Source organism: Streptomyces sp. G5(2025) (assembly GCF_049542075.1).
GTDB lineage: Bacteria > Actinomycetota > Actinomycetes > Streptomycetales > Streptomycetaceae > Streptomyces.
The window spans coordinates 2,071,839-2,084,491 of sequence record NZ_JBMUZT010000006.1; the positions used below are offsets into that span (position 1 = coordinate 2,071,839).

The 12,653-nt window shown below is 70.6% G+C and carries 12 protein-coding genes; 8 read left to right on the forward strand and 4 right to left on the reverse strand.

Annotated elements, in window-relative coordinates:
* Positions 1–7: 7 nt before the first annotated feature.
* The 6 genes from ACOBQB_RS20260 to ACOBQB_RS20285 all read left to right on the forward strand — a co-directional run bounded on the left by ACOBQB_RS20260 (position 8) and on the right by ACOBQB_RS20285 (position 6,870).
* The gene (locus tag ACOBQB_RS20260; protein WP_423593580.1) at positions 8–1,300 is read left to right on the forward strand and encodes an extracellular solute-binding protein; all 1,293 of its coding nucleotides are present in this window, start codon (positions 8–10) and stop codon (positions 1,298–1,300) included.
* Between the two features lie 62 nt (positions 1,301–1,362).
* The gene (locus tag ACOBQB_RS20265) at positions 1,363–2,241 is read left to right on the forward strand and encodes a carbohydrate ABC transporter permease (RefSeq protein WP_423598610.1); all 879 of its coding nucleotides are present in this window, start codon (positions 1,363–1,365) and stop codon (positions 2,239–2,241) included.
* 14 nt (positions 2,242–2,255) lie between these two features.
* Positions 2,256–3,167 (forward strand): sugar ABC transporter permease, encoded by a 912-nt coding sequence (locus tag ACOBQB_RS20270; protein WP_423593581.1) that lies wholly within the window; start codon positions 2,256–2,258, stop codon positions 3,165–3,167.
* A 43-nt stretch (positions 3,168–3,210) separates the two neighbouring features.
* Positions 3,211–4,863: a glycoside hydrolase family 13 protein gene (locus ACOBQB_RS20275; RefSeq protein WP_423593582.1), complete on the forward strand. Its 1,653-nt coding sequence runs from the start codon at positions 3,211–3,213 to the stop codon at positions 4,861–4,863.
* A gap of 25 nt (positions 4,864–4,888) precedes the next feature.
* On the forward strand, positions 4,889–5,914 hold the full coding sequence (locus tag ACOBQB_RS20280) for a LacI family DNA-binding transcriptional regulator (RefSeq protein WP_423593583.1): 1,026 nt from the start codon (positions 4,889–4,891) through the stop codon (positions 5,912–5,914).
* A 104-nt stretch (positions 5,915–6,018) separates the two neighbouring features.
* Positions 6,019–6,870 (forward strand): phosphatase PAP2 family protein, encoded by an 852-nt coding sequence (locus tag ACOBQB_RS20285; RefSeq protein ID WP_423593584.1) that lies wholly within the window; start codon positions 6,019–6,021, stop codon positions 6,868–6,870.
* 241 nt (positions 6,871–7,111) lie between these two features.
* On the opposite strand, the gene ACOBQB_RS20290 is transcribed toward ACOBQB_RS20285, so the two are convergent.
* Positions 7,112–8,692 (reverse strand): amidohydrolase, encoded by a 1,581-nt coding sequence (locus ACOBQB_RS20290; RefSeq protein WP_423593585.1) that lies wholly within the window; start codon positions 8,690–8,692, stop codon positions 7,112–7,114.
* A gap of 59 nt (positions 8,693–8,751) precedes the next feature.
* Positions 8,752–10,191, reverse strand: a complete 1,440-nt coding sequence (locus tag ACOBQB_RS20295) for an APC family permease (RefSeq protein WP_423593586.1) — start codon at positions 10,189–10,191, stop codon at positions 8,752–8,754.
* Between the two features lie 166 nt (positions 10,192–10,357).
* On the opposite strand from ACOBQB_RS20295, the gene ACOBQB_RS20300 reads away from it, so the two are divergent.
* The gene (locus ACOBQB_RS20300) at positions 10,358–10,975 is read left to right on the forward strand and encodes a TetR/AcrR family transcriptional regulator C-terminal domain-containing protein (RefSeq protein ID WP_423593587.1); all 618 of its coding nucleotides are present in this window, start codon (positions 10,358–10,360) and stop codon (positions 10,973–10,975) included.
* Between the two features lie 6 nt (positions 10,976–10,981).
* Here the strand turns inward: ACOBQB_RS20300 and ACOBQB_RS20305 are convergent, their stop codons facing one another.
* Together ACOBQB_RS20305 and ACOBQB_RS20310 are read right to left on the reverse strand one after the other, a co-directional pair.
* Positions 10,982–11,194: a DUF397 domain-containing protein gene (locus ACOBQB_RS20305; RefSeq protein ID WP_423593588.1), complete on the reverse strand. Its 213-nt coding sequence runs from the start codon at positions 11,192–11,194 to the stop codon at positions 10,982–10,984.
* Positions 11,191–12,054, reverse strand: a complete 864-nt coding sequence (locus ACOBQB_RS20310; RefSeq protein WP_423593589.1) for a helix-turn-helix domain-containing protein — start codon at positions 12,052–12,054, stop codon at positions 11,191–11,193. Before ACOBQB_RS20310 ends, ACOBQB_RS20305 begins: the two co-directional genes overlap by 4 nt.
* Positions 12,055–12,227: 173 nt before the next feature.
* Here ACOBQB_RS20310 and ACOBQB_RS20315 point away from each other — a divergent pair, with 173 nt between their 5' ends.
* On the forward strand, positions 12,228–12,599 hold the full coding sequence (locus tag ACOBQB_RS20315) for an ATP-binding protein (RefSeq protein ID WP_423593590.1): 372 nt from the start codon (positions 12,228–12,230) through the stop codon (positions 12,597–12,599).
* Positions 12,600–12,653: the final 54 nt, after the last annotated feature.

The following is a 12,653-nucleotide window of genomic DNA, read 5'->3' on the forward strand; positions in this document are numbered from 1 at the left end:
GTTCACCATGCGACGTGGCATATCGATCGCCGCCGCGGTCTGCGCCCTTGCGCTCACCGCCTCCGCCTGCGGCAGCGATGACGAAGGCTCGACCGGCAAGGCGAAGGACGCCAAGGACATCTCCGGCTCCCTCACCTACTGGGACACCTCGGACGCCACGACCGAGGCGCCGGTCTACAAGAAGCTCATCGCCGACTTCGAGGACAAGTACCCGAAGATCGACGTCAATTACGAGAACATCGAGTTCGCGTCCATCGAGCAGAAGTTCAAGTCCGCGGCGAAGACCGGCAAGGGCGCCCCCGACGTGATGCGCGCCGACGTCGGCCTGATCCCCGAGTACGCCTCGCTGCACTACATCGCCCCGCTGGACGGCACGCTCGCCCTCAAGGGCGGCACGGACGACTTCACCGAGGGCCCGCTGAACACCACGAAGTACCAGGGCAAGACGTACGGCGTCCCGTCGGTCACCGACACCCTCGCGATCCTCTACAACAAGAAGCTCTTCAAGAAGGCCGGCATCGAGAAGGCGCCCACCACGTGGGACGAGTTCATCGCGACGTCGAAGACCATCAAGAAGAAGACCGGCGTCGAGGGCACCTACCTCAACCCCGACTCCTACTTCCTGCTCCCCTTCCTCTACGGCGAGGGGACCGACCTCGCCGACCCGAAGACGAAGAAGATCACGATCAACTCGCCGGAGGCCGTCAAGGCCGTCACCACGGCGAAGAAGGTCTACGACGAGGCGTCCGCGAAGGTCGACTTCGCCAACGCCTACGACAACATGCAGACCTCGTTCAAGAACGGCGAGGTCGCCATGCTCATCCAGGGCCCCTGGTCCGTCACCGACGACCTGTCGGGCAAGGCCTTCAAGGGCGACGAGGACAACCTCGGCTTCGCCCCGGTCCCGGCCGGCTCCACGGGCACCCCGCAGGCGCCCACCGGCGGCCACGACCTCACGGTCTACCAGGGCTCGAAGAACCTGGACGCCGCCTACCTCTTCACGCAGTTCATGACCTCCTCCAAGAGCCAGCGGAAGATCGCCGCCGAGACCGCGACGCTGCCGACCCGCGAGTCCGCGTACACCCCGGAGGTCACCAAGGACGCCCGCATCAAGGGCTTCCACCCGATCATGAAGACCGCGCGGCCGCGCGTGGCGCTCCCCCAGGTCGGCAGCCTCTTCACGCCGCTGGTGCAGCAGTACACGAAGATCCTCCAGGGTGACGTCTCCGTGAAGTCCGGCCTCGACGCGGCCGCCGAGGACTTCAAGAAGCTGCTCCCCGGTTACACCATCAGCGGCTGAGGCAGGCACAGTTGATCACCGCGCTTCGCCATTCCTGGCAGAAGTACTGGTACGCGTGGGCGATGGTGGCTCCGGTCGTCATCGTCCTCGCCGTACTGGTGCTCTATCCGCTGGGCTACGGCTTCTACCTCTCGCTCACCAACGCCAACGAGGCGAACGTGGCGCGGGACATCGGGGCCTTCCACGCCCCGGCGACGTACAAGATGGTCGGGCTCGACAACTACTGGTCGATCCTCTCGGGCGCGGACGGCGACTTCTACCCGCGCCTGACCTGGACGATCGTCTGGACCGTCTCCTGTGTCGCCCTGCACATCGCGATCGGCATGGGCCTCGCGCTCCTGCTCAACCGCAAGATGCGCGCCAAGCTGCTCTACCGCGCCCTGCTGATCCTGCCGTGGGCGGTCCCCGCCTTCGTCGGCGTCTTCGCCTGGCGGCTGATGCTGAACTCGCAGTACGGCGTCTTCAACGAGATGATCACGGCCGTCGGCCTGCCCGCCCAGAACTGGCTGGCGACGCCGTTCGCCCAGAAGGTCGCCGTGATCATGGTGAACGTCTGGATCGGCGTGCCCTTCAACATGGTGGCGCTCCTCGGCGGACTCCAGTCCATCCCCAAGGAACTGTACGAGGCCTCGGAGATGGACGGCGCCTCCCCCTGGCAGCGCTTCGTGAACGTCACCCTGCCCGGCCTGCGCCCGGTCACCAACACCGTGGTGCTGCTCGGCTGCATCTGGACGTTCAACATGTTCGCGGTGATCTACCTGCTGCTGGGCCAGAACACCACCGGTGAGGCGGACATCCTCGTGACCTTCGCCTTCCGCAAGGCGTTCACCGGAGTGTCCGACTACTCCGGCGCCGCCACCTACGGAATCGTGATCCTCGCCCTCCTCCTCGCCTTCTCGACCTTCTACCGCCGCCGCCAGCTCAAGACCGAGCAGGCCTGAGGGGGCCCGTCACCATGACCTCAGCAACCACCCACTCCCCCGCCACCACCGGGGCCCTCGCCAAGACCCCGGCCGGGCCGCGCCCGAAGAAGGTCCGCGGCCGTGAGGAGCGCTCGCCGCTCGCCTCCGTCGCGCTGCACGGCACGCTGATCGTGGCGAGCCTGATCGCCGCCTTCCCCGTCGTGTGGATCTTCTTCATCTCGCTGGGCCCGAAGACGGCCTGGCAGAGCCCGGGCGAGGTGCTCGGCAACCTCAGCCTGGACAATTACGTCAAGGTGCTCACCGACACCGACTTCCCGCAGTGGTTCGGCGCCTCGGTGATCGTCGCGGGCGGCACCACCGTCCTCGGCGTCTTCCTCGCGGCGACCGCCGGTTACGCGGTGTCCCGGATGCGGTTCCCCGGCCACCGGCAGCTGATGTGGTCCTTCCTGGTCACCCAGATGTTCCCCATGGCCGTCCTGATCGTGCCGCTCTACGAACTCCTGGCCCGCTTCGACCTGATCGACAACTACCTGGGGCTCATCCTCACGTACGCGACGACCGCGGTCCCCTTCTGCGCGTGGATGATGAAGGGCTACTTCGACACCATCCCGCACGAGATCGACGAGGCAGGGCGCGTCGACGGCCTCACGCCCTTCGGCACCTTCTGGCGGCTCATCGTGCCGCTCGCCAAGCCGGGCCTCGCGGTGACGGCGTTCTACAGCTTCCTCACCGCGTGGGGCGAAGTGGCGTACGCCTCCCAGTTCATGGGAGCCGACCATTACACCCTTGCTGTCGGAATCCGTACCTTCGCCACCGAATCCCGGGCAGACTGGGCCATGATGACCGCCGCCTCGGTGATCATCCTGGTTCCGGCGACGCTCGTCTTCCTCCTGGTCCAGCGCAACCTGGTGTCGGGCCTGACGGCCGGCGGCACCAAGTCCTGACCCGTCACCTCCCGGCCAAACCCCCGCACTCCTAAGGGACTTCATGACCCAGCACGTCACCACCGCGCCCGCCCACACCGACTCCGTGCCGAGCCGGGAGTGGTGGCGCGACGCGGTCATCTACCAGGTCTACCCGCGCAGCTTCGCCGACGGCAACGGCGACGGCATGGGCGACCTGCCCGGCATCCGGGCGCGCCTGCCGCACCTGCGCGACCTGGGCGTGGACGCCGTCTGGCTCTCCCCCTTCTACGCCTCGCCGCAGGCCGACGCCGGCTACGACGTGGCGGACTACCGCGCCGTCGACCCCATGTTCGGCACCCTCACCGACGCCGACGACCTCGTACGGGAAGCGCACTCGCTGGGCCTGCGCGTCATCGTGGACCTGGTGCCCAACCACTGCTCCGACCAGCACGAGTGGTTCAAGCAGGCGCTGCGCGAGGGCCCGGGATCGCCGCTGCGCGACCGCTTCCACTTCCGCCCCGGCAAGGGCACCGACGGCGAACTGCCGCCGAACGACTGGGAGTCCATCTTCGGCGGCCCCGCCTGGACGCGCGTCGAGGACGGCTCCTGGTACCTGCACCTCTTCGCGCCCGAGCAGCCCGACTTCAACTGGGACCACCCGGCCGTCAAGGACGAGTTCCGCTCCATCCTGCGCTTCTGGCTCGACCTCGGCATCGACGGCTTCCGCATCGACGTCGCGCACGGCCTGGTCAAGGCGCAGGGCCTGCCGGACATCGGCCACGAGGAGCAGGTGAAACTGCTCGGCAGCCAGGCAGTGCCGTACTTCGACCAGGACGGCGTGCACGAGATCTACCGCGACTGGCGGAAGATCCTCGACGAGTACACACGCGAGGACGGCACCGAGCGCATCGCCGTCGCCGAGGCGTGGACGCCGACCGTCGAGCGCAGCGCCCTGTACCTGCGCCCCGACGAGCTGCACCAGGCGTTCAACTTCGAGTATCTGACGACCGACTGGGACGCCGAGGCGCTGCGCGCCGTCATCGACCGCTCCCTGGCCGCGATGAACTCCGTGGACGCGCCCGCCACCTGGGTGCTCTCCAACCACGACGTCGTACGCCACTCCACGCGCTTCGCCGACGGCGACGAGGCCCGCGGCCTGCGCCGGGCGCGGGCGGCGACGCTGCTGATGCTGGCGCTGCCCGGCTCCGCGTACATCTACCAGGGCGAGGAGCTCGGCCTGCCCGAGGTCACCGATCTGCCGGACGAGGTGCGCCAGGACCCGGCGTTCTTCCGCTCCACGGGGCAGGACGGCACGCGGGACGGCTGCCGGGTGCCGCTGCCCTGGGCCGGTGAGCGCGCGCCGTTCGGCTTCGGCCCGGTGGAGGGCGGCCCGAGCTGGCTGCCGCAGCCTCAGTCGTGGCGGGACCTGTCGGTGGCGGCGCAGACCGGCGACCCGGCCTCGACGCTGGAGTTCTACCGCTCGGCGCTCGCCGTGCGCCGCGAGCACCCGGCGCTGGGCGCGGGCCGCGGCGTCGAATGGCTGGACGCCCCCGAGGGCGTGCTGGCCTTCCGCCGCACCTGCGCGGGGTCGGCGTTCGTCTGCACGGTGAACCTCACCTCGTCCTCCGTCACGCTGCCCACGCCCGGCGCCCTGCTCCTCGCGAGCGCGGACGTGGCGCCGGGCGCCGACGCGACTGTCCTGCCGGCCGACGCAACGCTCTGGTGGGCAGCCTGAGATGCGACCGGTACAGTCCCCTCCTGTGACCGCACGGCTAGCCGACATCGCAGCCCAGGCGGGGGTCAGCGAAGCGACAGTAAGCCGCGTGCTCAACGGCAAGCCGGGCGTCGCGGCGGCCACCCGTCAATCCGTGCTCGCCGCACTCGACGTCCTCGGCTACGAACGCCCGGTGCGGCTGCGCCGGCGCAGCGCGGGCCTGGTGGGGCTGATCACGCCGGAGCTGGAGAACCCCATATTCCCCGCACTCGCCCAGGTCATCGGGCAGGCCCTGACCCGGCAGGGGTACACCCCGGTCCTCGCCACGCAGACCCCCGGCGGCTCCACCGAGGACGAGCTGACCGAGATGCTGGTGGACCGCGGGGTGTCCGGCATCATCTTCGTCTCGGGGCTGCACGCGGACACCTCCGCCGACATGCAGCGCTACGAGCAGCTGCGGGCACAGGGCGTGCCGTTCGTCCTGGTGGACGGTTTCTCGCCCAAGGTGCAGGCGCCGTTCATCTCGCCGGACGACCGCGCGGCGATGCGCCTGGCGGTCACGCACCTCGTCTCCCTCGGCCATACGCGCGTAGGACTGGCGCTGGGCCCCAAGCGGTTCGTGCCGGTCCAGCGGAAGATCGAGGGTTTCGTACACACGATGCAGGACCAGCTGCACCTGACACCGGAGGAGATCGAGGCGGATCTGGTCCAGCACTCCCTCTACACCCTGGAGGGCGGCCAGGCGGCGGCCGCGGCGCTCATGGACCGCGGCTGCACGGCGATCGCGTGCGCCAGCGACATGATGGCCCTCGGCGCGATACGGGCGGCCCGCCAGCGCGGCCTGGAGGTCCCGGACGACGTCTCGGTGGTCGGCTTCGACGACTCGCCGCTGATCGCGTTCACCGATCCACCGCTGACCACGGTGCGCAAGCCGGTGCCCGCGATGGGGCAGGCGGCGGTGCGTACACTCCTGGAGGAGATCGGCGGGACCCCCGCCCCGCACAGCGAGTTCGTCTTCATGCCGGAACTGGTGGTTCGCGGTTCAACCGCTTCCGCGCCCAGACGCCCCTAGGGTTCTGCGGGCCGTGGCCTCGTACTTCCGACGGAGAGAATGCGGTCCGGACCCGACCAGGGGATGATCGGTCGGAGGACGGGGATCTGGCAGACTCTGTGCCTATGGGTGAGACGATCGTGACAACACTTGAGGGCCGGCAGGCGCCCACCGCATCACCCATCGCGGGCGAGGAAGATGACCGCAATGGGCGGAACCTCCTGCGTCGCCTGCGGACCCCTCGCCGGCCCCGGCTGTGGTTCGAGATCCTGTTGATCGCGGTGAGTTACTGGACGTACTCATTGATCCGCAACGCCGTGCCGGAACAGAAGGCGCAGGCCCTGCGCAACGCCGACTGGCTCTGGCGCGTCGAGCAGGACCTCGGGATAGCGGTCGAGCGAAGCGTCAACCACGCCGTGGACTCCGTGACATGGCTCATCGTCGGCATGAACTACTACTACGCGACACTGCACTTCGTGGTGACGCTCGGCGTCCTGGTGTGGCTGTTCAGACGCCATCCCGGGCGGTACGCGGCCACGCGTCTGGTCCTGTTCGCGACGACGGCGGTGGCCCTGGTCGGCTACTACCTGTACCCCCTGGCGCCGCCGCGCCTGATGAACGGCACCACCTTCATCGACACGGTCCTGGTGCACCACACGTGGGGCTCGATGGCCTCCGGTGACCTGAAGAACATGTCGAACCAGTACGCGGCGATGCCGTCGATGCACATCGGCTGGTCCCTGTGGTGCGGCCTGACGATCTTCGCCCTCGCCTCGGTGCCGTGGGCCAAGGTGCTCGGCCTGCTCTACCCCGCCACGACACTCGTGGTGATCGTGGCCACGGCCAACCACTTCTGGCTGGACGCGGTGGGCGGCATGCTCTGCCTGACCTTCGGTTTCATGGTCACCCGCCTCTGGTACGGCGCCCTGCCGCATGCGCTGCCGCGCGGGGTGGATGCGCTGCCGGTCAAGGTCTAGCGCCCCTGAAGGGGCGCGGGGAACTGCGCGAGCAACCACACCCCACCCGCACCCACCGACGCACAGCCCCCGGCAGACGCCCAGGCGGGGCCCGCCGCAGGCGAAAAAGGGGCGCGGGGAACTGCGCGAGCAACCACACCCCACCCGCACCCACCGACGCACAGCCCCCGGCAGACGCCCAGGCGGGGCCCGCCGCAGGCGAAAGGGGCCGCACCAAGGCTTCGGGGCACTCCCTCCCCGCTCAAACCCCGCGGTGAGCGACCCGCCCTCCCACCACCGTGAGGAACACCGGCGCCGCCGCCACCTCATCGGCCCCCGCCACCACCGGGTCGAGCCCGAACGCCGTGAGATCCGCCCGGCACCCGGGGGCGACCCGCCCCGCCACGCCCGCCTCACCCGCGGCGACGGCCGCGTGCGTCGTACAGCCCTCCAGCGCCATGAGCCCGGTCAGCCCCGGCCCGTGCGAAGCCGCCCCGCGCGGACTGCGGGCGGTGGCCAGGACCTCACGTACGTCGTAGTGCGCGATCGGCCAGTCGGAGCCGAGCGCCACGTACGCCCCGGCATCCCGCAGGTTCCGCATGCGCCAGGCCCGGGCGGCGCGCGCGTCGCCGAGCCGCTTGGACCACTCGTCGCTGTGGTCGGCCCGGGTGTACGCGGTGTGCGGCGGCTGCATCGAGGCGATCACGCCCAGCTCGGCGAAGCGCGGGACGGTGTCGTCGGGCACGGTCTCGATGTGCTCGATCCGGTGGGCGAGGCGGCCGCCGGCGCCCAGTGACGCCACGGTGTCGAGGACGTGCCGCACGGCCGCGTCCCCGATGGCGTGCGTGGCGGTGCGCACCCCGGCGGCGTGCAGGCGCCGCACGGCGTCCGCGTACGCCTCCGGGTCCGGCCAGAAGGCGTCGGTGCCCTGGCCGTGGCAGTCCGCGTGCTCCAGCCAGGCCGTGCCGCCCTCGACCGTGCCGTCCATGAAGAACTTGGCGCCGCCGACCCGCCACAGCCGCCCCGCCCGGGACTGGAGGGCGATGATCTCCTCGATGCCGTCGGCGCCGACGCCGGGCATGCACCAGGGGGCGAGCCGCAGCCGCAGGGGCAGGTCGCCCGCCGCCTCGACCGCGGCGAGCAGCTCCGGCACGTCCCCGCCGCCCATGTCCATGACGTGCGCGCCGGTCAGGCCGGTGGCCGCCATGCCGGAGAGCAGCTCCACGAGGCGGTCGCGGCGCTCGGCGAAGGAGGGCCGGGGCAGCACGGCCTGGACGAGGTCCATGGCGGCGTGCTCGATCAGGTGCCCGGTGGGCCGCCCGTCCGGGTCGCACACGATGGTGGAACGCTGGACGAACTCCCGCGACCCCTCGATCCCGGCCGCGCGCAGGGCGGCGCCGCTGACCAGGGCGGAGTGGCCGTCGTACAGGTGGATGAAGGCGGGTGCGCCGTCGAGCACGTCCTCGATGAGCGCGCGGTCGACGGCCCGCCCGCCGAAGGCGTTGTGGTCGAGCCCCCAGGCGACGATCCACCCCCCGGTCCGCTCGGCGCCGCGCAGCGCGGTCCGGAGCGCGTCGAGGTCGCGTACGGCGGACAGGTCGAGCCCCGTGGCCATCTCCAGGCCCCATACGGGGTGGCTGTGGGAGTCGACGAGGCCGGGCACGAGCGTCGCCCCGGCGAGGTCGATCACCTCGGTGCCAGGACCACACCAGTCGCGTACGTCGGCATCGGAGCCGACGGCGGTGATCACCCCGTCACGGGCGGCGAGCGCGGTGGCATGGGGCCGGTCGGGGTCGAGGGTGCGGATGTGGGCGCCGGTGAGGACGAGGTCGGCGGTGGGCACGGGGAACTCCGTTCAGGTGGGAGGGGGAACGAGGCAGAGGGAGCCGTAGCGCCGTCGCTTCAGTCATGCTTCGCCGCGAAACCCTCGTACACCTCCGGACGGCTGCGGCGCAGCCGCCACGCGAGCGCGAGGCCGAGGACGACGACCGCGGGGACCACGGAGACGAGGACCGTGTTCACCAGGGGCGATGCTCCGGTGAACAGGTCGACGTGCGTGACGACGAGGACGAGCGCCGCACTGAGCAGCACCGTCGCCACGACCGGCGCGACGACGGTACGCAGGACGCCCTCCCCATGGCTGATCCGGCGGAAGTAGCAGGGCACGGCGACGGCGGCGAGCAGCTGGAGGGCCAACAGGCCGATCATTCCGGGGGTGTTGACCCACAGCAACAGCTGTTGGTAGGGGTCGGCGCCGACCGCGGCGAAGGCGAGGACGACGACCGCGCCGAGCACGGTCTGGGCCGCGCCCGAGACGTACGGCGAGCGGTGGCGCGGGTGGACGCGGCCGAGCGCCTTGGGCAGGACACCCTCTTCGGCGAGGGAGAGGCTGTAGCGGTTGATGGCGTTGTGGAAGGCGAGCAGGGAGGCGAGGACGCTGGTGACGATGAGGACGTGCATGAGGTCGGCGGCCCAGCCGCCGACGTAGGTGGTGATGGCGGAGAAGAAGAGCCCGGCGGGGTCGGTGCTCGCGGCCTTGACGACCTGCTCGTCGCCGAAGGCCTGGACGACGGTCCAGACGACGAAGGCGTAGAAGAGGCCGAGGAACGCGACGGCGATGTAGGTGGCGCGTGGCACCGTCCGGTTCGGGTCGCGGGCCTCGCGCCGGTAGATGACAGTGGACTCGAACCCGGTGAACGCGGCGAAGGCGAAGGCCAGCACGGCCGCGGTGCCGGGCACGAGGACATGGCCGGGCGCGAGGCTCGCGACGCCGAGGCCGTCGGCGCCGCCCTTGAGGAGGACCCCGCCGGCAAGGAGTACGAGGATGCCGGTCTCGGCGACGAGCAGGACGCCGAGGAGTTTCGCGCCGAAGTCGATGGAGCGGAAGCCGCCGTACCAGATGAGCAGCAGGCCCGCGAGGGAGACGGGCAGCCAGGGGATGTCGGCGCCGAGGAGGGCGTGCGCCGTGTCCTGGGTGGCGGTGCCGAGCAGGCCGTAGACGCCTATCTCCATGCCGTTGTAGCCGAGCACGGCGAGGAGCGCGGCGGCGATTCCGGCCGGGCGGCCGAGACCGCGCGTGATGTACGCGTAGAAGGCGCCGCCGCCGCGGACGTGCCGGCTCATCGTGGTGAACCCGACGGCGAAGACGGTCAGGGTGACGCCGGCGAGGAGGTAGCCGACGGGGGCGCCGATGCCGCCGAGTGTGAGGGCGACGGGGGCGACGCCCGCCATCACGGTGAGCGGGGCGGCGGCCGAGACGACGAAGAACGCGATGTCGGCGGTGCCGAGGGAGCCGGTGCGGAGTGTGGGCGCGGATCTCTCCGTGGTGCTGGTGGCAGGCATGGCGAAGCAGCCCTTCTGCGGCGGGCGGAGGCACGGCGTGCGGCGGGGACCGGACGCCGGGCAGGAGGCAGGGAGGCCCGAAACCTAAAGGCTTTCGGTTTCGGCAATGTAGCCTCACCCTGGGCAGTTCGGGAAGACCTCACCGACAGACAGGGGCATCGGGACCATGGGCCGGCCGCGCACACCACTCCTGGACCGCGAGCGCATCACGACCACGGCACTGGAACTCGTCGACAGCGACGGCGACTTCAGCGTGCCGAAGATCGCGCGGCGGCTCGGCGTGCAGACGGGCTCGGTGTACCACCACGTGGACGGCCGCGACGGCATCATCGAGCTGCTGCGGGAACGGGTGGCCGAGGCGATCGACTCCGCCACGCTCGACCCGGACCGCCCCTGGGACGCTTCCTTGGCCGCCTGGGCCCGCTCCTACCGCGCGGCCTTCGCAGCCCACCCCCGGACGATCCCGCTCCTGATGACGTCACCGGTGCGGGCGCCGCGGGTGCTGCGGCAGTACGAGCGGGCGGTGACGCTGCTCCTGGACGCCGGTTTCGCCCTCGCGGACGTCATGCCGCTGATCATCGCCCTGGAGAACATGGTGCTGGGCTCGGCCCTGGACCTCGCGGCGCCCGAGGCGATGTGGGAACTGACGGACACGTCGGCGACGCCCGCGCTGGCCCGGGCCCTGGACGCGGTGCCGCCGGGCCGTGCCGACCGGGCCTTCGAGCTGGCGCTGGCGGGGTTCCTCGCGCAGGCGGGGGCCATGCTGGCGGCGTACGGGGTATAGGCGGCGTCAGCCCGTGACGCCCCCGAGGAATCCGGCCCAGGCGCCGGGCCCCACGACGAGGGCGGGGCCTTCGGGGTTCTTGGAGTCACGGACGGCGCGGGCCCCTCCGGGGAGGTCGGCGACCTCGACGCAGTTGTTCTCCCCACCACTGGCTGAGGCCTTGCGCCAAACCGCTCCGGAGAGGTCACGTTCGCGCGGGTCCACGTCGGGGTGCTTCACTTTCTGAGGCCTTCTTCCAGCTCTGCGATGCGTACGAGCGAGTCCTCCACGGAGAGCGCCGCAGCCCTGATGCGCTCGTACGCCCTCGCGAAGGGTGCCGCATTGTCACCCTCAACGTATGCCGCCCTGCCGAGATTCTCCAGAAGAACGACGTCCGGCACAGGACGGGGAAACCTGGCCAAGGTGAATCCTCCTTCCAGCCCCGGATGGGGAGTTGAGGCAAGCGGCATGATCTGCACGGTCACATTGGGCATGTCGGACACATCGAGCAGCCGACGCAGTTGCTCACGCATCGTGGCGGGCCGCGCCGCGAACCGCTGATGGAGTGCCGCCTCGTGAAGGATCGCCCACAGCTCCAGCGGTGAGCCCGGCCGGGTCAGGACGGACTGCCGGGCCATGCGCACCTCGGCGAGAGCCGCCACCTCTTCAGGAGTGCGCGTAGTGATCCCGGCGATCGTCTCCCTGGCATACGCGGCGGTCTGAAGGAGCCCAGGGACCAGCAATGGCGCCCAGTCGCAGATCTGCTCGGCATCGGATTCCAGCGAGATGTAGTCCGCGTAGGGCGGCAGGACGATCCCGGAGTAGGTCTGCCACCAGCCGCGCTTGCCCGCGTCCTTGCACAGGCGGTCCAGCGTGCCGCGAGCCTCTGGGTCCGTGACGCCGTAGACGTCGAGCAGGGCGGCCAGATCATTGGGCCTGATCGCCTGCACGGCGTTCTCGATCTTCGACATCTTCGGGCTCTGCCATCCCATGGCCGTGGCGGCCTCATCCAGAGTGAGGCCCGCATCGTTACGCAGCTTGCGCAACGTCGCACCGAGGCGGCGGCGCCTGACAGTCGGGACCAACGGAGAGTTCGGCATGCCGCAAGTCTGCGCCGCGGCAGGGCGGTTCACGCACCGCTTCACAGAAACAGTCACTCGTTAGGGTAGAAACATTGCGATCGATCACCGCAAGGGTGCACTCTCAACACGCCGCCACATGACCTCAGTTGGCGGCCACCGGCAACGAGCACCGGACCGCGACTGGAGGCCCCATGAACCTCGTCCCGCACGCCCCCACCACCGCCCACCTCGGCCACTACCTCACCCGCACCCCCACCGGCTTCGTCCTCCACATGTCCGCCTCGCCCCGCAACCTCCGCGCGGCCCGCGGGCTCACCCACGACGTCCTGCACGGCGCCGGGGTCGAGCCCGACGCAGTCGACGGCGCCCAGCTGGTCCTCGCCGAGCTGTACGGCAACGCCCTCCACGCCTGCGGCGACTTCGCGCCGCTCGTGGCCGAGGTGGAGGCGGGGCCCACCGGGGTGTGGGTCCGGCTGCACGACCCGGACCGGGTACGCCTGCCCCGCCACACCGGCGTACCGCTGGACGATCCCTGCGCCGAGTCGGGGCGGGGCTCGCGCTGATGGACGTCCTCGCCTCGGGGTGGGACGTGACACGGACACCGGTGGGCAAGCAGG